This window comes from Serinicoccus marinus DSM 15273 (genome assembly GCF_008386315.1).
Taxonomy (GTDB): Bacteria; Actinomycetota; Actinomycetes; order Actinomycetales; family Dermatophilaceae; genus Ornithinicoccus; species Ornithinicoccus marinus.
In genome coordinates this window covers 275,054-292,558 of record NZ_CP043808.1, presented here as the reverse complement: position 1 = coordinate 292,558, position 17,505 = coordinate 275,054, and the positions used below count along the sequence as shown (strand labels likewise).

25 protein-coding genes are annotated in these 17,505 nt (G+C 72.4%); 18 read left to right on the top strand and 7 right to left on the bottom strand.

The features are described 5' to 3' along the window. The first annotated feature begins 102 nt into the window (after window positions 1-102). The 3 genes from FU792_RS01485 to FU792_RS01475 all read left to right on the top strand — a co-directional run bounded on the left by FU792_RS01485 (window position 103) and on the right by FU792_RS01475 (window position 2,094). On the top strand, window positions 103-1,329 hold the full coding sequence (locus tag FU792_RS01485; protein WP_237740036.1) for an ATP-binding protein: 1,227 nt from the start codon (window positions 103-105) through the stop codon (window positions 1,327-1,329). Between the two features lie 115 nt (window positions 1,330-1,444). Then, a complete protein-coding gene (locus FU792_RS01480) occupies window positions 1,445-1,672 on the top strand; it encodes a ribbon-helix-helix protein, CopG family (protein ID WP_022925351.1) in 228 nt (75 codons plus the stop codon). Further along, a complete protein-coding gene (locus FU792_RS01475) occupies window positions 1,669-2,094 on the top strand; it encodes a TA system VapC family ribonuclease toxin (protein WP_022925350.1) in 426 nt (141 codons plus the stop codon). Before FU792_RS01480 ends, FU792_RS01475 begins: the two co-directional genes overlap by 4 nt. A gap of 52 nt (window positions 2,095-2,146) precedes the next feature. On the opposite strand, the gene FU792_RS01470 is transcribed toward FU792_RS01475, so the two are convergent. Next, window positions 2,147-2,890 carry a GNAT family N-acetyltransferase gene (locus tag FU792_RS01470; RefSeq protein WP_157609207.1) on the bottom strand — a complete coding sequence of 248 codons (744 nt, stop codon included), beginning with the start codon at window positions 2,888-2,890 and terminating at the stop codon, window positions 2,147-2,149. A gap of 128 nt (window positions 2,891-3,018) precedes the next feature. Between FU792_RS01470 and FU792_RS01465 the strand changes: the two genes are divergently transcribed. The 4 genes from FU792_RS01465 to FU792_RS01450 all read left to right on the top strand — a co-directional run bounded on the left by FU792_RS01465 (window position 3,019) and on the right by FU792_RS01450 (window position 4,457). Continuing rightward, on the top strand, window positions 3,019-3,309 hold the full coding sequence (locus FU792_RS01465; RefSeq protein ID WP_022925348.1) for a type II toxin-antitoxin system Phd/YefM family antitoxin: 291 nt from the start codon (window positions 3,019-3,021) through the stop codon (window positions 3,307-3,309). Then, the gene (locus FU792_RS01460) at window positions 3,306-3,725 is read left to right on the top strand and encodes a type II toxin-antitoxin system VapC family toxin (protein ID WP_033418955.1); all 420 of its coding nucleotides are present in this window, start codon (window positions 3,306-3,308) and stop codon (window positions 3,723-3,725) included. Before FU792_RS01465 ends, FU792_RS01460 begins: the two co-directional genes overlap by 4 nt. A 100-nt stretch (window positions 3,726-3,825) precedes the next feature. Then, a complete protein-coding gene (locus tag FU792_RS01455; protein WP_022925346.1) occupies window positions 3,826-4,056 on the top strand; it encodes a hypothetical protein in 231 nt (76 codons plus the stop codon). Then, on the top strand, window positions 4,053-4,457 hold the full coding sequence (locus FU792_RS01450) for a type II toxin-antitoxin system VapC family toxin (RefSeq protein WP_022925345.1): 405 nt from the start codon (window positions 4,053-4,055) through the stop codon (window positions 4,455-4,457). Before FU792_RS01455 ends, FU792_RS01450 begins: the two co-directional genes overlap by 4 nt. 90 nt (window positions 4,458-4,547) lie before the next feature. Here the strand turns inward: FU792_RS01450 and FU792_RS01445 are convergent, their stop codons facing one another. Further along, entirely contained in the window at window positions 4,548-6,110 is a 1,563-nt protein-coding gene (locus FU792_RS01445) for a GMC family oxidoreductase (RefSeq protein WP_022925344.1), read from the bottom strand. Window positions 6,111-6,171: 61 nt separating this feature from the next. Here FU792_RS01445 and FU792_RS01440 point away from each other — a divergent pair, with 61 nt between their 5' ends. Together FU792_RS01440 and FU792_RS01435 are read left to right on the top strand one after the other, a co-directional pair. Then, on the top strand, window positions 6,172-6,402 hold the full coding sequence (locus tag FU792_RS01440; RefSeq protein WP_022925343.1) for a FitA-like ribbon-helix-helix domain-containing protein: 231 nt from the start codon (window positions 6,172-6,174) through the stop codon (window positions 6,400-6,402). Continuing rightward, a complete protein-coding gene (locus FU792_RS01435; RefSeq protein WP_022925342.1) occupies window positions 6,399-6,785 on the top strand; it encodes a type II toxin-antitoxin system VapC family toxin in 387 nt (128 codons plus the stop codon). Before FU792_RS01440 ends, FU792_RS01435 begins: the two co-directional genes overlap by 4 nt. A 119-nt stretch (window positions 6,786-6,904) precedes the next feature. Here FU792_RS01435 and FU792_RS01430 read toward each other — a convergent pair whose 3' ends face one another. After that, window positions 6,905-7,474 carry a sugar O-acetyltransferase gene (locus FU792_RS01430; RefSeq protein ID WP_022925341.1) on the bottom strand — a complete coding sequence of 190 codons (570 nt, stop codon included), beginning with the start codon at window positions 7,472-7,474 and terminating at the stop codon, window positions 6,905-6,907. 165 nt (window positions 7,475-7,639) lie between these two features. On the opposite strand from FU792_RS01430, the gene FU792_RS01425 reads away from it, so the two are divergent. Continuing rightward, window positions 7,640-8,473 (top strand): phosphatase PAP2 family protein, encoded by an 834-nt coding sequence (locus FU792_RS01425; RefSeq protein WP_149814487.1) that lies wholly within the window; start codon window positions 7,640-7,642, stop codon window positions 8,471-8,473. Further along, complete coding sequence (locus FU792_RS01420) at window positions 8,470-9,507, top strand: ArsO family NAD(P)H-dependent flavin-containing monooxygenase (protein WP_022925339.1); 1,038 nt, start codon at window positions 8,470-8,472, stop codon at window positions 9,505-9,507. Before FU792_RS01425 ends, FU792_RS01420 begins: the two co-directional genes overlap by 4 nt. On the opposite strand, the gene FU792_RS01415 is transcribed toward FU792_RS01420, so the two are convergent. Next, window positions 9,494-10,027 (bottom strand): sugar O-acetyltransferase, encoded by a 534-nt coding sequence (locus tag FU792_RS01415; RefSeq protein ID WP_149814486.1) that lies wholly within the window; start codon window positions 10,025-10,027, stop codon window positions 9,494-9,496. The two genes, FU792_RS01420 and FU792_RS01415, sit on opposite strands and share 14 nt — an antisense overlap. Before the next feature lie 284 nt (window positions 10,028-10,311). On the opposite strand from FU792_RS01415, the gene FU792_RS01410 reads away from it, so the two are divergent. The 3 genes from FU792_RS01410 to FU792_RS01400 are packed head-to-tail and all read left to right on the top strand — an operon-like array spanning window position 10,312 to window position 12,034. Further along, on the top strand, window positions 10,312-10,947 hold the full coding sequence (locus FU792_RS01410; protein ID WP_022925337.1) for a methyltransferase family protein: 636 nt from the start codon (window positions 10,312-10,314) through the stop codon (window positions 10,945-10,947). Further along, window positions 10,944-11,363: an ArsR/SmtB family transcription factor gene (locus FU792_RS01405; RefSeq protein ID WP_022925336.1), complete on the top strand. Its 420-nt coding sequence runs from the start codon at window positions 10,944-10,946 to the stop codon at window positions 11,361-11,363. The genes FU792_RS01410 and FU792_RS01405 overlap by 4 nt, the downstream gene beginning before the upstream one ends. After that, window positions 11,360-12,034 (top strand): cation diffusion facilitator family transporter, encoded by a 675-nt coding sequence (locus tag FU792_RS01400; protein ID WP_028131074.1) that lies wholly within the window; start codon window positions 11,360-11,362, stop codon window positions 12,032-12,034. The genes FU792_RS01405 and FU792_RS01400 overlap by 4 nt, the downstream gene beginning before the upstream one ends. Here FU792_RS01400 and FU792_RS01395 read toward each other — a convergent pair whose 3' ends face one another. After that, window positions 12,035-12,445, bottom strand: coding sequence for a HipA domain-containing protein (locus tag FU792_RS01395; protein ID WP_272943995.1), 411 nt, complete (start codon window positions 12,443-12,445; stop codon window positions 12,035-12,037). Here FU792_RS01395 and FU792_RS01390 point away from each other — a divergent pair. Continuing rightward, window positions 12,434-13,324: a patatin-like phospholipase family protein gene (locus FU792_RS01390; protein ID WP_022925333.1), complete on the top strand. Its 891-nt coding sequence runs from the start codon at window positions 12,434-12,436 to the stop codon at window positions 13,322-13,324. The two genes, FU792_RS01395 and FU792_RS01390, sit on opposite strands and share 12 nt — an antisense overlap. A gap of 6 nt (window positions 13,325-13,330) precedes the next feature. Here the strand turns inward: FU792_RS01390 and FU792_RS01385 are convergent, their stop codons facing one another. Further along, a complete protein-coding gene (locus tag FU792_RS01385) occupies window positions 13,331-14,002 on the bottom strand; it encodes an alpha/beta fold hydrolase (protein ID WP_022925332.1) in 672 nt (223 codons plus the stop codon). Continuing rightward, entirely contained in the window at window positions 13,999-14,508 is a 510-nt protein-coding gene (locus tag FU792_RS16590; protein WP_022925331.1) for a VOC family protein, read from the bottom strand. Before FU792_RS16590 ends, FU792_RS01385 begins: the two co-directional genes overlap by 4 nt. A 123-nt stretch (window positions 14,509-14,631) precedes the next feature. On the opposite strand from FU792_RS16590, the gene FU792_RS01375 reads away from it, so the two are divergent. From FU792_RS01375 to FU792_RS01365, 3 genes are all read left to right on the top strand, one after another. After that, on the top strand, window positions 14,632-15,072 hold the full coding sequence (locus FU792_RS01375; RefSeq protein WP_022925330.1) for an OsmC family peroxiredoxin: 441 nt from the start codon (window positions 14,632-14,634) through the stop codon (window positions 15,070-15,072). Between the two features lie 77 nt (window positions 15,073-15,149). Continuing rightward, complete coding sequence (locus FU792_RS01370) at window positions 15,150-15,986, top strand: crotonase/enoyl-CoA hydratase family protein (protein WP_084485186.1); 837 nt, start codon at window positions 15,150-15,152, stop codon at window positions 15,984-15,986. Window positions 15,987-16,001: 15 nt separating this feature from the next. Continuing rightward, the gene (locus tag FU792_RS01365; protein WP_149814484.1) at window positions 16,002-17,390 is read left to right on the top strand and encodes a DUF2254 domain-containing protein; all 1,389 of its coding nucleotides are present in this window, start codon (window positions 16,002-16,004) and stop codon (window positions 17,388-17,390) included. Window positions 17,391-17,505: the final 115 nt, after the last annotated feature.

Sequence of the window (17,505 nt, the reverse complement as noted above, 5' to 3'; positions counted from 1 at the left end):
CGCACGGGAGAACATCCAACAGTAGTGCAGCGATGCGACTAAACGTAGCGTAACAAGGCGACTGAGAGTAGTGTAGTGCCCGTGGATTACCAACGCAGAGCGATGGACGATGAGCTGGATCGACTCCTGCCGCTCTCTCCTGCCATCGCCCTCGAGGGCGCCAAGGGCGTCGGGAAGACCGACACCGCGCGGCGGCGCGCGCGCACCACCTACTTCCTCGACGACCCCGACGACCTCGCGGCGTTTCAGGCTGATCCGCGGGCCATTCGAGACACGGCCACCCCGGTCCTTCTCGACGAATGGCAGCGGCACCCAGCCAGCTGGGACGTCGTGCGACGATGGGTCGACGCGGGCGCCGATCCAGGTTCTGCCCTGCTGACGGGGAGCGCCGGACTGAGGTCTGGTGTGGACACGCATTCGGGCGCAGGGAGGATCCTGACGCGCCGGATGCGACCCATGGCACTGTTCGAGCGAGGGGCCACGCGGTGGAGCGTCAGCCTGTCAGGGCTGCTCACGGGCTCGAGCGACGTGTCGGGCAGTACTACGTTCCGAGCTGGCGACTACCTCGCTCAGATCACCGAGAGTGGCTTCCCTGGCATCCGAGCGGCCGCTCCCGAGGTGCAGCGGGACCTGCTCGACGCCTATGTGGCGGCCATCATCGACCGCGACCTGCCGGAGAGCGGGGTGCAGGTGCGTCGCAAGGAGACGCTGCGTCGCTGGCTCACCGCCTACGCTGCAGCGTCGTCGAGCACCACGGCCTACTCCAAGATCCTCGACGCCTCGACCGCTGGTGATGGCTCGCAACCGGCCAAGACCACCACGATCACCTATCGAGACCACCTCACGGGCATCTTCGTGCTGGACCCTGTCCCGGGCTGGAGCCCCTCGGCCAACCCGTTCGCGCCGCTGCAGGTCGGCCCGAAGCATCAGCTCGTCGATCCGGCGCTCGCCGCTCGCATGTTGAGACACAGCGCCGCCTCGCTGCAGGGAACTCGGGGACGGGCTCTGACGGGTCCGCTCTTCGAGTCTCTGGCCACTCTGTCCGTGCGCGTGGCTGCCGAGCGGGCGCGCGCCCGCGTGGGACATCTTCGCACCCGTCAGGGTGATCGCGAGGTCGACCTCGTGGTCGAGGGCCCCGAGGGCCAAGTCCTGGGAGTCGAGGTCAAGTGGTCTCGCGAGGTGGGTGATGCCGATGTCAAGCACCTGCACTGGTTGCGCGACAAGATGGGGGCCGACTGCGTGGACACGCTGGTGCTCTCGACCGGCAGTCGCGCGTATCGGCGGCGTGACGGTGTGGCCGTCGTCCCGCTCGCGCTGCTCGGGCCCTGAACTCTCCTGTCGACGTCGCCCCAGGACGGTGGGTCAATCGTGCGCGACGACTTTGCCTGAAAGGAGTTGCCCTCTCCCCTCTGCTGAGGCCGCATCATGATGCTAGCGTGAGTGCATGAGGACGACGATCACGTTGAGCGATGATGTCGCAGCGGAGGTCGACCGGTTGCGGCGCGAGCGTGGCATGGGCCCGAGCGAGGCGGTGAACTCACTCGCCCGTCGCGGCATGTCCGCACCCGACCAGCCGCCGTCCCCCTACCAGCACCACTCGACGAAGCTCGGCCTCAAGGTCGACGTGCGCAACATCGGCGAGGTCCTCGACCTGCTTGACGAGGCGCCGTGATCGTCGACGCCAACATGCTGCTCTACGCCATCGACGAGGACAGCCCATATTGGGACGGCGCGTCGGCCTGGCTCACGGATGCCGTCTCGGGACATGAACGCATCGGCCTGCCGTGGCAGACCATCGGCGCCTTCCTGCGGATCGCCACCCATCCGCGCATCGCCCAGCACCCTCTCTCGGCCACGGCCGCGCAGGGGTATGTCGACCGCTGGCTGGCCGCCCCGACGGTCTGGGTGCCGCCCACCACCGGTCGCACCGTCGCGGCCTACGCAGAGATCTCCGAGCGGCACCACGTCACCGGAAACCTCGTCCCGGATGCCCAGCTCGCAGCGCTAGCTCTCGAGCACGGCGTCGCGGTGGTCTCGGCGGACTCGGACTTCGCCCGCTTCCCCGAGGTCCGGTGGGTCAACCCGCTGGCCTGACCCGCGCCACCCTGGCCGCTCGCCCGCGCTCGTCGCGCGCCTCGTCGAACTCTCACGCAGGTCGGCGCCACTCGACCGTCTCGTTCTGCACCTCGCCCCCGAGCCGGGCGGCCATGCCGTGCGAGTCACGGTTGGTGGTGTCGGTCTCGGTCACGAGGTGCGTGACGCCCCGGCTCTCCAAGGTGCGGGCCACGTCCTGGACGAGCGCGAGCGCCAGGCGGGTCCGCCGCCAGGGCCGCGTCACGCCGAGGCAGCCGAGGCGCGGCTCCGGTGAGCGACTCCATACCCTGATGAGACCGTCCAGACTGCCCGTCCCAGGGTGCCGAGCCACGCGGTAGAGAGCCGGGTCGAACTCCGGATCGTCCAGCGTGGCACGGAACTCCTCGGCGCTCGCGGTCCACGCCTGGGTGCCTGGTATGTCGTGCCGGATGCGGTTGTCGAGCGCCGCGGCCTCCGCGAGATCGACCTCGGTGACGGGCAGGAGACGGTGCTCGGTGTGCACTCGGGGCAGTGCGCGCAGCCGAGCCAGCGAGAGGCGCCAGACCACCTCCTGACGGATCCGCTCGAAGCCGGCATCGCTGAGCGTCGCGGCAGTTTCCGGATCGAGGTTCGCGGGGCACGACGCCAGGAGCGGTCCGTGGAGCTCGACGGTCGCGCGGTGCAGCAGCCGACGCCAGACCGACGGGCCCGCGTCCGGCAGGCGAAGCGACCAGGCCCCGTCCGGGCGCAACGTCGCGCAGGACAACCCCGTCCTCCGTGGACCAGGTGCGCGACGCCTCCGCCATCCCTCGATCATGGCGACAGGAGTCTGGTGACGCCATCAGTTTCCGCTGGCGGACAAGACGCAGGTGCTGAATCAGCCAGACGCCGGCCGTGTGGACGAGATCGAGAGCCCGGTAGCTACAGATTCGCTACGATAACGCTATGACCACAGAGATTCGCCAGTCCGACCTGCGCAACGACAATGCCGTCATCATGCGTCGCGTGGCGGCTGGGGAGTCCTTCGTGGTGACGGTCAACGGCCGGGCGGTCGCCGACGTCGTCCCCCACCAGCGCGACACGGGCCGGCGTGCCTTCGTGCCTGCCGCCGACGCCCTCGACGCACTGGCCTACACGCCGCTCAGCAGAGACGACGCCCGCCGCTGGCTGGCAGACATCCGCCAGGACGACGACACTCCTCGCGACCCGTGGGCGCGCCAGAGCACCGGCGCATGAGCACGGCCGCTCGGCGTGCCCTGCTCGACACCTCGGCCATCATCGAGCCGCCCTCCGCCGCGCAGCTGCGCGACCACGCCGACGAGCTCGCGGTGCCGGTCATTGCCGTCGGGGAGTTGCACTACGGCATCACGGCCACCGACGACCTGGTGGAGCAGACCCGGCGACGCCAGCGCATCCGCAGCATCCTCGAGGTCTTCGACGTGCTCCCCTTCAACCTGCTCGCGGCGGAGTACTACGAAGCCCTAGCCACCCTGGTCCGCGAGCATGGCCGCAACCCCCGTCCGCGGCGGATGGACCTGCAGATCGCGGCCACGGCGGTGCGGCACGACATACCGCTGCTGACGCGGAACCCCGACGACTTCGCCGGCCTGGAGGGTGCCCTCGACCTGGTGGCGTTGCCGCCGAGCGGCTGATCGACCTTTGCGGCTCATCGGACGGCGGAGGTATGGCAGCGGTCCTGCTGGAGCTCAGCCACTGCATGCATACTTCATGAAGACGCTGTAGAGTAGCGCCATGTCCAGCGAGATCATCCAGGTGCGCGACGTCCCGGCGGCCGACGCGCGGACGTTGAGGGCACGCGCGGCTGCGCGCAACATGTCGCTCTCGAGTTACTTGCGCGAGCTCATCCACGACGACGTCACGCGGCCCTCCATGGCCGAGGTCCTGGACCGCATCGGCACCCGCGAACCGCAGGGTGCCACCAGCGACGAGATCAGGGACTCCATCGACGCCGACCACCGATGACGGTCGTCGACGCCTCGCTCGTCGTGCGGTTGCTGCAGAACCGACCGGGTGACGCCCCGCTGCGCGACCACCTACGTGCCGAGCGGCACCTGCACGCCCCAGCGCTCATCGACGCCGAGGTCGCGTCCGCGATCCGGGGGTTGCTCATCAGCGCACAGCCAGGCACGCGGACCAGCGACAAGCGCGCCGAGCAGATGGTGACCGACTTCGCCGATCTGCCGCTGATCCGCTACCCCATGGCGCCGATGCAGCGTAGCGTCCTGGAGCTCCGGCACAACGCCACCGCCTACGACGCCTTCTACATCGTGCTGGCCGAGGCGCTTGGTATGCGGCTGCTCACCGATGACCAGAAGTTCGCCCGGGCGCCCGGGCACGGGGTGGACGTGGTGACGTGGGGGTGACCGCGGTCCAGCGGCTGTGCGCGTGGTGGTCGAGGGCATTCCCACGATGAGGCCGCACGCCGGGCGTGACCTCGGAGGCCCTCCTCGAGCTCAGAAGCGCCCATTCGACGCCCGCAGCAGCTGTGCCGCGCGCTCCCCGATGACCACGCTCGGCGCGTGCGTGTGCCCGCGGATGATCTCGGGTATCACCGAGGCGTCGGCGACGAGCAGCCGCTCGACGCCGCGCACCCGCAGCTCGGGGTCGACCACCGACGCGGCATCGGTGCCCATCCGGGCGGTCGACGTGGGGTGATAGAGCGTGTGCGCGTGCTGCTCCAGCGCCACGGCGGCGCGCTCCTCAGCGCTGAGCCGCTCGCCACCGACCGGGCGCACGTAGGTGCCGTCCGTCACGGCCCGCAGCGCAGGTGAGGCAAGGATCCGCTCGGCGATCGCCAGGCCGGCGAGCAGGGTCGCGCGGTCCGCACCCTCGGGGTCGCTGAGGTAGCGGGGGTCGATCACCGGGTGCGCGAACGGGTCCGCCGACGCGAGGCTGATCGTGCCGCGGCTGCGCGGCTGGAGCAGGATCGGGCCTAGCGTCACGCCGTGCTCCGGTATGCCGTGCAGCCCCTCGTCGGCATACGCCACCGGGGCCCAGATCAGCTCCAGGTCCGGATCGTCCAGCTCTGGCCGGGAGCGCACGAACCCGTAGGCCTCGGCGATGTTGGAGGTGAGCATCCCGCGTCGCCGCAGCACGTAGCGCGCCAGGTTGGCCGCCGAGGTGGCGGACGCGAGCGTGTCCGCCGAGGTGCGCGCGATGAGCCCGCCGACCAGGTGGTCGCGCAGGTTCTTGCCGACCTCGGGGGCGTCGACGAGCACCGGGATGCCGTGCTCCTGAAGCTCGGCGCCGGCGCCGATGCCCGAGAGCATGAGCAGCTGCGGCGTGTTGACCGCGCCGCCGCAGAGCACGACCGCCTGCCGCGCGGTCGCGGCCCGCCGGACCCTGCCGACGGCATACTCCACCCCGGTCGCCACCCGGCCCTCGAAGGTCACCCGCGTCACGTGCGCATGGGTGCGCACGTCCAGGTTGGGGCGCTGCCGCGCCGGTCGCAGGTATGCCTGTGCCGTGCTCGAGCGCGCGCCGCGCCGCTGCGTGACGCGGGTCTGCGCGAAGCCGTCGGGCGCCGCGGCGTTGGCCTCCTCGACCGCGAACCCGGCCTCGCCGGCGGCCTGCAGGAAGCGACGGGTGAGCGGACTCGGGTCGCGCTGCTCCTCGACCGAGACGAGCGTGCCCTGCAGCAGCGGCGCGACCTCGTCCGGTCCCCACGTCGGACCGGCGAGCTCGGCCCAGCGGTCGTAGTCGGCGGCGAAGCCCGGCACCCACATCATCGCGTTGAGCGAGGACGAGCCGCCGAGCACCTTGCCGCGCGGCCAGTAGATCGAGCGGCCAGCGAGCTCCGGCTGCGGCGTGGTGCGGTAGTTCCAGTCGGCCGAGGACCCGAAGAGCCGGGAGAAGGCCGCCGGGATGCGGACGTTCGGCGAGATGTCGCGCCCACCGGCCTCCAGCAGCAGCACCCGCCGCGAACCGTCCTCGGTCAGCCGGTGCGCCACGACGGCGCCCGCCGACCCGGCACCCACCACGACGACGTCATAGGTCTCGTCGCCCGGGGTGCTCACCCGCCTCACGGTAGCCGGGGCTCGTCCCGGTCGTGCACCCGTGTGGATGTAATCTGTATGCATGGCATCCACCCTGCTGCAGATCCGCGGTGTCGATCCCGCGACGCGCGACGAGCTGGCCGCCCGCGCGGCCCGGCGCGGCCAGAGCCTGACGGCATACCTGCGCGATCTCCTCCAGCGCGAGGTCGCCACCCCCGATCTCGCAGAGGTCCTGGCCAGGGTGGACGCGCGGTCGGAGTCGAGCGCCGTGTCGGCCGTCGACATCATCCGCGCCGACCGCGACTCCCGATGATCGTCGTCGACGCCTCGGTGGTCGTCGACGCCCTCACCCAGCGCGAGCTGGCTCCTCTCCGGTCCAAGCTCGCCGCGGAGGTGCTCCACGCACCCGACCTCGTCGACCACGAGGTCGTCAGCGCGCTTCGCGGCCTGACCCTCGGCGGGCACCTGAGCGTCCACCGCGCGCAGGACGCTCTCGCCGACTTCGACGACCTCGCCCTGCGCCGACACCCCAGCACAGCCGCCCTTCGTGCCCACGTCTGGACGCTCCGCGACAACCTGACCAGCTACGACGCCGCGTACGTCGCCGTCGCCGCCGCGCTCGGGTGCCCGCTGTGGACCCGTGACCGTGGGCTCGCGGCGAGCGCTCGTCGGCACGTGACCGTCACGCTGGTGTGAGCCGGCCGAGGCGCCTGTCCCGGCGACACTCCGGCCCACGACGGCTCCAGCGTTCACGTGAACGCTGGAGCCGGTCTCGACTGGCGCGGCGTCGGCACGCCCAGGGGTATGCCCGTTGCTCAGTCGTCGATCGAGCGGACCACCCGTGCAGGGACCCCGGCGACGACCGTCCGGGCGGGCACGTCCTTGGTGACCACCGCGCCGGCACCGACGATGGCGCCGTCGCCGATGGTCACGCCGGGCACCACGGTGACGCTCGCGCCGAGCCAGACGTCCTGGCCGATCCGCACCGGGGCCGGGATCATGTCGCCACGCCGAGCAGGGTCCACGCCGTGGTTGAGCGTGGTGATCGTCGAGCCGTGCCCGACGAGCGACCGGTCGCCGATCGTGATGCCGCCGGTGTCCTGGAAGCGGCAGCCCATGTTGACGAAGACGCCCTCGCCGAGGACCAGGTTCTTGCCGAACTCGCTGTAGAACGGTGGGAAGACGGTCACCGAAGAGGGCACCTCCCGCCCGGTGAGCTCGCCGAGCAGCGCCCGGACCTCCTCCGGCGGGTGGTATGCGCCGTTCAGCTCGGCCACGACGCGCAGCGCCTCCTGGCTCGCCCCGTGCATGAAGGCGTGCGCGTCCGAGCCCGCCTCGATGAGCTGACCGGCGGCGACGTGCTTCAGGAATTCCACCAGGTGCATACCTCGCATCGTGCCACGCCCCCGCGTCGTCAGATTTCTGTGACCACCGCCACAATCCGTCTCCACAAGCACTGACCTGCGAAGTTCGCTATCCTAGGGATGCCAGGATGCCCAGGGGAGCGCATCAGGGAAATCACAGGGAATCCAACTACCGTGGGGTAAAGAATGCTGACCTTTCGTCGTCTGACCAGTCTGCCGGTGCTCATCGGCATGCTGGTGCTGGTGACGGCTCTGGTCGCCGGCCCGCTGCGCGAGTTCGACCGCTCCCTGCACGGTTTCTGGTCCGACGAGCTCACCCCGCGCTGGACCGACTTCCTCGACCAGGTCCCCAACGCCGTCGCAGGACAGGCGGTCTGCCTGCCCATCCTGCTGGCGGTCGCCTTCACCCTGGCTTGGAAGCACCGCACCTGGCGCCCGATCCTCATCGCCGGCGCGGTCGAGGCCGGGTTCTACGGCGTGGTCGGCGGCCTCAAGATCGTCCTCGCGCGCACCTCCCCCAAGGCCGACGACGTCTCCGGCCGCTTCTTCAACGGGGGCGCCGCCGAGCACGGCTGGTACGGCATGACCTACCCCTCCGGCCACGCCGCCGAGGCGATCCTCATCTACGGCGCCGCGGCCTACCTCATCGTCATCTACTCCCACCCGGACTCCCGCGTCAGGCGGCGTCTCGGCTGGGTGCTGGCGCTCATCACGGTCAACGCGGTCGCCGTCGCCTACTACCTCGGCTACACTGGCCCTCCGACCTCATCGGCGGCATGCTCACCGGCGCCATCGTGCTCCGGGCCGTCATCGACGCCGACCAGTGGCTGCTGCGTCGCCGCACCCGCGCCCTGTGGGAGCGCGTCCTGCGCAGCCGGGAGGCGGCGGTGCGCCCGCGGCTGGTCTCGGTCACCCGACCGGCCCCGGCACCGCGTCCGGTCCGGCCCCGCACCCCGGTCGGCGCCGGTCAGCGGCAGCACGACCGCGAGCCCGAGCTCGTCCCCTAGCCTGACCCGGTGACTTCCGCCGACACCGACGCGCTCGTCGTCGGCGGTGGACAGGCGGCGCTCGCCGCGTCCTTCTACCTCCGTCGCCACGGGGTGCAGCACGTGCTGCTCGACGCGGCGGACGAGCCGGGCGGCGCGTGGCGGCATACCTGGCCCTCGCTGCGGCTCTTCTCCCCCGCTGCCTACTCCTCCCTCCCCGGCTGGCGCATGCCCGCGGTCGAGGGCGCCGACAACCCCGACGCGAGCCACGTCGTGGACTACCTCACCCGCTACGAGGAACGCTACGACGTGCCCGTGCGACGGCCCGTCCGCGTGCTCGACGTGCGGCGCCGCGGCGGCGCCTTCGAGGTGACCACGGACGCGGGGGCGTGGCAGGCGCGCGCGGTGATCGGCGCGACGGGCACGTGGTCGCGGCCGTTCGTCCCGTCGGTCCCGGGGCTCGCCGAGTTCGGTGGTCGACAGGTGCACAGCGCACGGTATGCCGGTCCCCGCGCCTTCGCGGGTCGACGGGTGCTCGTCATCGGCGGGGCCAACTCGGGCGCGCAGATCGCCGCCGACCTCCTCCCGGTCGCCGAGGTGACGTGGGCGACGCTGGGCGAGCCGCGCTACCTGCCCGACCACGTCGACGGGCGCGAGCTCTTCCGCGTCGCGAGCGCCCGGCTGCGCGGCGAGGGCGAGGGTGTCGGCGGGCTCGGCGACATCGTGGCGGTGCCGCCGGTGCGGGCGGCGCGCGACGCAGGCGGCCTCGTGGCGACGCCGATGGTGCGGCGCCTCACCCGGGACGGGGCCGTCGGTGCCGACGGGGTCGAGCGGCCCCTGGACGCGGTCGTGTGGTGCACCGGCTTCCGGCCCGAGCTGTCCTGGCTCTCCGGACTCGACCTGCCACGACGCGACGGGCAGGTCCTGACCGACGGCACGCCCACCGTGCCGGGGGTGCCCGGGCTGTTCCTCCTCGGCTACGGCGACTGGTGCGGCCCGGCCTCGGCGACCCTCATCGGCGTGGGTCAGTGGGCGCGGCGGGTCGCCGAGCAGGTCACAGCTGCTTGACGACCCGGGCGGGGTTGCCGAGGGCGACCACGTCGGCGGGGAGGTCCTTGGTGACGACAGCCCCGGCGCCGACGACGGTGTTGTCGCCGATCGTGACGCCCGGGCAGACGATGACCCCGCCACCCAGCCAGACGTTGTCGCCGAGGGTGATCGGCTCGGCGGCCTCGAGCTTGTCGCGGCGCGGCTCGGGCTCGACCGGGTGCGTCGGGGTGAGCAGCTGCACGTTGGGCCCGATCTGGCAGTCGGCACCGATGGTGATGGGCGCGACGTCGAGCAGCACCAGCCCGTAGTTGGCGAAGGTCCGTGGCCCCACCCGAGTGTGGACGCCGTAGTCGCAGTAGACCGGCGGTTTGAGGTAGGCGTCCTCACCCAGCTCGCCGAGCAGCTCCTCGAGCACCTCGCGGGCGGTGTCCGGCTCCTCGGCCGTGCGCCGGGCATACTCCGCCTGCAGCCGCAGCGCCCGCTGCGCGACCTGCGCGCTCTCCGGGTCGTCGGCGATGTAGAGGTCCCCGGCGAGCATGCGCTCGCGGTTGGTGCGGTCGTCCCCGCGAAGTAGTCCTTCATGGCTCCGACGCTACCGGCCAGGGCCTTTCCCGCGGCCCCCTCCCGGGACCGACGTCCACGACCCGGAGACCGGGCATACCCTGCTGTTCATCGAGGTGGGTGACGCTCGCCGACCCCGAGGGCAACCAGTTCTGCGTGCTGTCCTCCCGGGCGGAGCTGGCGGCCCGCGGCTGATGCGCGCTGCTTCCACTGATCGCTGAGAGCCGCTATCATCGGTTTCTCCGATGAAAGGATGCGGCCATGGGGTGGCTCGCGCTGGGGTTGTTCGTGCTGTATGCCGGGATCGGCTTCGGCTGGCGCAGCTGGGTGCAGTGGCGGCGCACCGGTGACCACGGACTGCGGGGGTTCAGCGGCCGGGCGTTGTCGGTGGAGTGGTGGGCCGGGCTGACCTTCGGGCTCGCCACGCTGCTCGTCGCCCTCGGGCCGGTCGACGCGATCGCGGGCTGGACGCCGATCGTCACGCTGGAGCGGCCGTGGGTCGCCGCGCTCGGCACCGCGCTGACGCTGGCGGGGATCGCCGGGACCGTGTGGACGCAGCTGGCGATGGGCGCGAGCTGGCGGGTCGGCGTCGACGACTCCGAGCGCACCGCACTCGTGACCTCCGGGCCGTTCGGGGTCGCCCGTAACCCGATCTTCACGATGATGGTGCTCACCGTCGGCGGGCTGTTCCTCATGGTCCCCACCCTCAGCTCGCTGCTGGGCCTGGTCCTCTTCGTCGTCGCGGTCCAGCTCCAGGTGCGGGTCGTCGAGGAGCCCTACCTGCGGCGCACGCACGGGCAGGGGTATGCCGACTACCTCGCCTCGGTGAGTCGCTTCGTGCCGGGCGTGGGGGTCGACCGGCCGCGCGCCGGGGAGCACGCGGGGTCGGTGCGATGAGCGCGGCGCTGGCCTCGGACCGCGCGGCGGAGCGTGAGGCGGCGGTCCGTGGCGCGGAGCGTGACGCGGCGACGCGGACGGCGGAGCGTGACGCGGCGGTCCGTGCCGCGGCGCTCTTCCACGGGCTGAGCGACCCCTCGCGGGTGGCGATCCTGCGGCACCTGCTGCTCGGCGAGCACAACGTGCGGGAGCTGACCGAGCACTTCGACCTGGCCCAGTCCACGGTGTCCGGGCACCTCGCCTGCCTGCGCGGCTGCGGGCTGGTGTCCGCCCGGAGCGTGGGCCGGTCCACGATGCTCAGCGTGACCGATCCCACCTTGGTCACCTCGCTCCTCGCCGCCACCGAGGAGCTGCTCGCCGCCACCGGCGACGCCGTCGTGCTGTGCCCCGCGAGCGGACCGGGGGTGCGGCGATGACGTCGGTCGAGCTAGTGACGCCCGGCGCGGCGGGCCGCCGCCGGACCCTGCAGCGGCGGGCGAGGCTGCTCGCGCTGGCCTCGGTGGTCTACAACGTGCTCGAGGCGGTCGTCGCGATCGCGGCGGGTCTGGTCGCCGGGTCCGTCGCCCTCGTCGGCTTCGGCCTGGACTCCGTGGTCGAGGTGAGCAGCGGCCTCATCGTGCTGTGGCAATTCAGCCACCGCCTGCCCGAGGAGCGGGAGAAGCAGGCGCTGCGGATGATGGCGATCGCCTTCTTCGCCCTGGCCACCCTCGTCTCGGTGGAGTCGGTGCGAGCGCTGGTCTCGGGGCGCGAGGCGGAGACCTCGATGGTGGGGATCGGGCTCGCCGTCGCCTCCCTCGTCGTCATGCCGGTCCTGTCCTGGGCGCAGCGACGGACCGGCCGGGCCCTGGGCTCCAACGCCGTGGTCGCGGACGGCACGCAGACGCTGCTGTGCACCTACCTCTCTGCGGTGCTGCTCGTCGGCCTCCTGCTCAACGCGACGCTCGGCTGGTCCTGGGCCGACCCGCTGGCCGGGCTGGTCATCGCCGGCATCGCGCTGCGCGAGGGCGTGCTGGCCTGGCAGGGCAAGGGGTGCTGCGCGCCCTCCGGCGGCGGGTGCGGCTGCACCGGCGGCACCTGCTGCTGCTGATCAGGCGCCGAGGTCGCGACGGCGTCGCCGCAGGGTGCGCACGAGGTCGCTGCGGCGGCGCGGGTCCAGACTGATCGCTGCGCCCTCCACGTCCTCGACCACCTGCGCCGTGACCCTGAGCACCTCGTCGAGAGCGCTGCTCGCGGCGCGGGTCGACAGCCCGACGGCGTCGGCGAGCTCGAGGAAGGCCCTGCGGGTGAGGTTCTCCCGGCGCCCGGCCAGGGGCAGCGCTGCGGTCGGGTCGCCGTAGGGCACCGTGCTGGGCACGTCGTAGACCGGGGCGACGCGCCACTCGCCGTCACGCTGCAGGACGGACAGGTTCTTGGCGTGCAGGTCACCGTTGCCGGTGGCCCAGGCCGTGGTCCGAGCCCCGGCGCCTGAGCCCCTAGGCTGACCTGCGTGACCGAGCAGCAGCGGCGTCTGGTGGGCGACACCGCCCTGGTCTTCGAGGGTGGAGGGATGCGGGCGTCATACACCTCGGGGGTGGTCGTGACCCTGCTCGAGGCGGGGATCGACCTGGGCTGGGTGGGTGGGATCTCGGCGGGGGCGAGCAACACCTGCAACACGCTGTCGCGTGACGCCTGGCGCGCCCGACACAGCTTCACCGACTTCGCGGCCGACCCCCGCTTCGGTGACTGGCGCAGCTTCGCGCGGGGTCGTGGGTGGTTCGACGCGGAGTACATCTACGAGCAGACCGCCCTCCCGCACCAGGCGCTGCCCTTCGACTTCGCGACCTTCGCCGCGCACCCGGCGCAGCGGCGGATCGGCGCCTTCGACGCGGTCAGCGGGGAGCAGGTCTACTGGGGCCGCGACGACCTCGCGACGATGCGCGACCTCATGGTGCGGGTGCGGGCGTCTTCGACGATGCCGGTGGTCATGCCGCCGGTGACGATCGACGGGAGGGTCTACGTCGACGGCGCGCTCGGCCCGTCCGGAGGCATACCGCTGGACGCGGCGCGAGCCGACGGCTTCGAGAAGTTCCTCGTCGTGCTGACGCAGGAGCGCGGCTACCGCAAGACGCCGCAGCGCGGGCTGGGCTACCTGCGGCGGCACTTCCGCCGCTACCCCGCGGTGCCGGAGGCGATGGCGCTGCGGGCGGAGCGCTACAACGCGGTGCGGGAGGAGCTGTGGGAGCTCGAGGCGAGCGGGGCGGCATACCTCTTCGTGCCGGAGCGTATGCCGGTCGGCAACGGCGAGCGCGACGTCGCCAAGCTGCGCGCGAGCTACGACGCCGGGCTCGCGCAGGCCCGCCGCGAGCTTCCCGCCATCCGCGAATTCCTCGGGATCTGAGGGACGTCAGGCGTCCAGGAAGTCGCGCAGCAGGTCGACCAGGGTGGCGGGGGCGTCCTCGTTGAGGGCGTGGCCGGCGCCCTCGACGATCCGCAGCCGCGCCCCGGGTATGCCGTCGGCCAGCGCCCGCGCGCCCGGCTGGTTGGCCTTGTCCTTGGCGCCGACGAGCACGAGCGTGGGCGCCTGCACCTTGGGGAGCGCGTCGGTCAGGTCGGCGGAACGCGCCACCTCCAGCGCCTGCAGCAGCCGTTCTTTCGAGACCCCGGCGTCGGCCAGGCGGGACGCGGGCACGAGCCTGAGCGCGGCGCCCTGGGCCCGCATGAGCATCCGCGGCGGGCGGACCTGCCCGGCGATGAGCACGAGCCGCCGCACCCGCTCGGGGAAGTCCGCCGCGAGCCGGGTCGCGACCATTGCGCCGTAGGACAGCCCGCACAGGTCGACCCCCTGCATCCCCTCGAGCATGAGCTGCTGGTCCAGCGCGGCAACCGCGTCGTCGAGCGGCAGCACCCGCTGCTCGGTCGGGCGCAAGCCGGGCACCCACGGGGTGAGCAGCCGCCGGCTGCCGTAGAGCGCGACGACGACGTCCTCCCAGGCCATCGGCGCCTGGCCGACGCCGTGCAGCAGGACGAGCGGGGCGGGGTCGCCCCCGGCTCCGGTCTCCGGGACGGCCTCGGTCATCGCTCGTCCGCCGCGGCGTCGTCCCTCGCGGCCTGCGCCGCGGCGGCGTCACCGGCGGCCCGCTCCTCCGGGGTCTGGTCGGCCACCTCGTCGGCGTGCCGGTCCCGCGCCTCGGTGTCGTCCTGCGCCGTCTCCCCCTGCTCGTCCGAGCCGTCGTCGTCGTCGCCCGTCCCCTGCGGGTCGCTGATGCAGAACTCGTTGCCCGCCGGGTCGACCATCACCGTCCAGCCGAAGTCGTCCACGTCGTGGGTCCGCACGACGTCGCCGCCGAGCTCCACGAGCCGGGCGACCTCGGGGGCGCGGTCACCGCCGGAGAGGTCGAGGTGCAGCCGGTTCTTGCCGGGCGTGACCTCCTCGACCCGCTGCAGCCCCACCGCCGGCTCGCCCCGCAGGACGACGAAGTCGCCCCAGTCGACGGCCACCTCGGTCTGCAGCGCCTGGGTCCAGAACTCCACCATCGGCTCCAGGTCGACGCAGTCGATGGTCACCATGTTGACGCTCAGCATGCGCCCATCGTGTCAGGTCTGTCCCGGCCCCGGAGGGTATGCCCGCGCCTCGGCGCTCGGAATGCCTCGGCATACCTTCCGGTTGACGCCCACGACAGCGCAACCCCGACGAAAGGACCCATCGTGCCCACTCGCACCGCACGCACCGCCTGGACCGGCTCCCTGCAGGACGGCAACGGCACGGTCGAGCTGGCCAGCTCGAAGGCCGGCAGCTACGACGTGTCCTTCCCGAAGCGCTCGGCCGAGGACGCCGGCGGCGCCACCTCCCCCGAGGAGCTCATCGCCGCGGCCCACTCCTCCTGCTACGCCATGCAGCTCTCGGCCTTCGTCGCCGAGGCCGGTGGCACCCCGCAGGCGCTCGACGTCTCCGCCGACGTCTCGCTCGGCGAGGACCCGGCCGGTGGCTTCAAGCTCACCGGCATCACGCTCACCGTCCGCGGCGAGGTGGACGGGCTCGACGAGGCCGCCTTCGTGCAGGCCGCCGAGAAGGCCAAGGAGCAGTGCCCCGTGAGCAAGGCCCTCACCGGCGTCGACATCACCCTGGACGCCGCGCTGGAGTCCTGAGTCCCCCGACGGGCTCCCACCCACCGGCCAGACCTTCCGTCCGGTCGGTGGGGGCGGGGTCTGGGATGCTGCGGGGTATGCCGACCCACCAGCGCAGCGAGCACGTCACCGTCGACCGTGGGGCCGACGGCGTCGCGCACGTCCGGCTGGCCCGCCCGGACAAGCTCAACGCCCTCACCCTGGGCATGCTCGACGACCTCGTCCGCACCGCGCGCAGCCTGGGCAGGGACCACGCCGTCCGCGCGGTCGTCCTCTCCGGCGAGGGCCCGGCCTTCTGCGCCGGCCTCGACCTGCGGGCAGCGCTGACGGACCCGGTCGGCATCGGCACCCGCTTCCTCCCCCGGCCGTGGCGCGGCACCAACGTCTTCCAGGAGGCCTGCTGGGCCTGGCGTCGGCTGCCCGTGCCGGTCGTGGCCGCGGTCCACGGGCATTGCCTCGGCGCAGGCATCCAGCTCGCGCTCGGCGCCGACCTGCGCACCTCCACCCCTGACGCGTCCTGGTCGGTCCGCGAGGTGCGCTGGGGGCTCGTGCCCGACATGACCGGCATCCGCTCGCTCGCCGAGCTCGTCGGCGTCGACGTCGCCAAGGAGCTCACCCTCAGCGGCCGGCTCGTCCCCGGCGGCGAGGCCCACGACCTGGGCCTGGTCACCCGCACCGGCACCGACCCGGTCGCCGAGGCCCGCACCCTGCTCGAGCCCATGCTCGCCCACGACCGCACCGCCCTGGCCCGTGCCAAGTGGCTCTTCACCACCTCCTGGCACTCCTCCCCGCGGGTCACCTTCGCCCACGAGCGCCGCGCCCAGCTCGGGCTGCTCGCCCGCCTCGCGGGCGAGCGCAGCGGCCTCCCCGGCGTCACCCGACCCACGACCAGCGGCGAGGGTGCCGGTCGAGGTGCGGCCGGGCATACCCCCTGACAGGCTGTGGCGACCATGAGCGAGGCGAACCACCGCGACTCCCGGCGCGAGGACACCGAGGAGCTCGACGACGTCGGCGTCCTGCCGAGGACCCGCAGCATCACCCGGTGGGACCGGTTCTGGCGGCCGTTCTGGATGCTGCCGACGGTCATCGTCGTGCTCGCCACGGTGACCGGCGCGCTGCTGCCGGAGTGGGAGAAGACCTTCGACGAGCACCTGCCCTTCGTCTTCCAGGGCGGCCCGGGCGGCGCGCGCGACATGCTCGGCAACATCGCCGGCGCGATGATCTCGGTGACCGGCCTCGTCTTCTCGATCACGATGGTCGTGGTGCAGCTCGCTAGCAGCCAGTTCAGCCCACGCGTGCTCAGCGACTTCCTCTCCAGCCGGATCACGCAGGCGACGCTGGGCATCTTCGCCGCGACCTTCACGTATGCCCTCACCGTGCTGCGGTCGGTGCGCGGCGACACGGGCGACATCACCGCCTTCGTGCCGCAGATCTCGATCACGCTCGGCTTCCTGCTGGTGCTGGCGAGCGTGGCGATGTTCCTCGCGTTCATCCACCACATCACGACCTCGATCCAGGTCTCCTCGATCGTGTCCCACCTCGGGGAGTCGACGATGGCGATCGCCGACCGCTACTTCCCTCGCTCGGACGACCCGACCGCGCAGCGCCGCGACGCGCGGTGGGACGAGCCGGAGCAGCAGGCGCCGCTGACCGTCGAGTCGCAGGAGCACGGCTACGTCGTCGAGATCGACCACCGCTCGCTCGTGCGCTGGGCGACCGAGCGCGACGCCGTCGTGCAGGTGCTCACCCCGGTCGGGCGCTACGTCACCGAGGGCGCGCCGGCGCTGCGCGTCTGGGGCCTCGACGTGCCCGGAGCCCCGGTCACCGTCGCCGAGCACCGCGACGACCAGGAGGAGCTGGAGTCCGAGCTCGACCTCGCGACGCTGCGCCGGGCGGTCGCCGTCGAGCAGGACCGCGCCTTCAACCAGGACCCGGCGGTCGGCATGCGCAAGCTCGTCGACATCGCCGAGCGGGCGCTGAGCCCGGGCATCAACGACCCGACGACCGCGAGCCAGGTCATGGACGAGATCCACCGGATCCTGCGGCGGGTGGTCACGCGGCGCGACCTGCCCCGGGCGGTGCGCCACGACGGAGTCGTCCGGCTCGTTCACACCCCGCAGCGGGTGGAGGAGCTCATCGACCTCTCGCTGGAGGAGGTCCTGCACTACGCGGAGAACTCGCTGCAGGTGCCGCGGCAGGTGCTCTTCATCATCGAGCGGCTGCGGCCGGTGGCGCTGCCGGAGTATGCCGAGGCGCTGGACCACTGGGAGCGCGTCGCCGGCAGATCGTGCGCGGGCCCGCGCCGAGACGAGGCGGCGCCGACGGAGCAGCGCGCGTGAGCCTGCCCGAGATCACCTGGAAAGGCGTCGCCGTCGCGGCGGCGGTGCTCGTCGGGTCGGTGCTGCTGGGCCAGGTGGTGCGGATGGCCTTCGGCCGGGCGCTGCGCTGGCGCGG

Excerpts from the sequence above, each read along its gene's own strand:
- FU792_RS01370 (WP_084485186.1), top strand. The coding sequence starts at position 15,150 with ATGCCGACCCACCAGCGCAGCGAGCACGTCACCGTCGACCGTGGGGCC.
- FU792_RS01470 (WP_157609207.1), bottom strand. The coding sequence starts at position 2,890 with ATGATCGAGGGATGGCGGAGGCGTCGCGCACCTGGTCCACGGAGGACG.
- FU792_RS01480 (WP_022925351.1), top strand. The coding sequence starts at position 1,445 with ATGAGGACGACGATCACGTTGAGCGATGATGTCGCAGCGGAGGTCGAC.
- FU792_RS01450 (WP_022925345.1), top strand. The coding sequence starts at position 4,053 with ATGACGGTCGTCGACGCCTCGCTCGTCGTGCGGTTGCTGCAGAACCGA.
- FU792_RS01425 (WP_149814487.1), top strand. The coding sequence starts at position 7,640 with ATGCTGACCTTTCGTCGTCTGACCAGTCTGCCGGTGCTCATCGGCATG.
- FU792_RS01410 (WP_022925337.1), top strand. The coding sequence starts at position 10,312 with ATGGGGTGGCTCGCGCTGGGGTTGTTCGTGCTGTATGCCGGGATCGGC.
- FU792_RS16590 (WP_022925331.1), bottom strand. The coding sequence starts at position 14,508 with ATGCTGAGCGTCAACATGGTGACCATCGACTGCGTCGACCTGGAGCCG.
- FU792_RS01465 (WP_022925348.1), top strand. The coding sequence starts at position 3,019 with ATGACCACAGAGATTCGCCAGTCCGACCTGCGCAACGACAATGCCGTC.
- FU792_RS01415 (WP_149814486.1), bottom strand. The coding sequence starts at position 10,027 with ATGCTCGCCGGGGACCTCTACATCGCCGACGACCCGGAGAGCGCGCAG.
- FU792_RS01440 (WP_022925343.1), top strand. The coding sequence starts at position 6,172 with ATGGCATCCACCCTGCTGCAGATCCGCGGTGTCGATCCCGCGACGCGC.
- FU792_RS01435 (WP_022925342.1), top strand. The coding sequence starts at position 6,399 with ATGATCGTCGTCGACGCCTCGGTGGTCGTCGACGCCCTCACCCAGCGC.
- FU792_RS01430 (WP_022925341.1), bottom strand. The coding sequence starts at position 7,474 with ATGCACCTGGTGGAATTCCTGAAGCACGTCGCCGCCGGTCAGCTCATC.
- FU792_RS01400 (WP_028131074.1), top strand. The coding sequence starts at position 11,360 with ATGACGTCGGTCGAGCTAGTGACGCCCGGCGCGGCGGGCCGCCGCCGG.
- FU792_RS01365 (WP_149814484.1), top strand. The coding sequence starts at position 16,002 with ATGAGCGAGGCGAACCACCGCGACTCCCGGCGCGAGGACACCGAGGAG.
- FU792_RS01460 (WP_033418955.1), top strand. The coding sequence starts at position 3,306 with ATGAGCACGGCCGCTCGGCGTGCCCTGCTCGACACCTCGGCCATCATC.
- FU792_RS01455 (WP_022925346.1), top strand. The coding sequence starts at position 3,826 with ATGTCCAGCGAGATCATCCAGGTGCGCGACGTCCCGGCGGCCGACGCG.
- FU792_RS01385 (WP_022925332.1), bottom strand. The coding sequence starts at position 14,002 with ATGACCGAGGCCGTCCCGGAGACCGGAGCCGGGGGCGACCCCGCCCCG.
- FU792_RS01405 (WP_022925336.1), top strand. The coding sequence starts at position 10,944 with ATGAGCGCGGCGCTGGCCTCGGACCGCGCGGCGGAGCGTGAGGCGGCG.
- FU792_RS01485 (WP_237740036.1), top strand. The coding sequence starts at position 103 with ATGGACGATGAGCTGGATCGACTCCTGCCGCTCTCTCCTGCCATCGCC.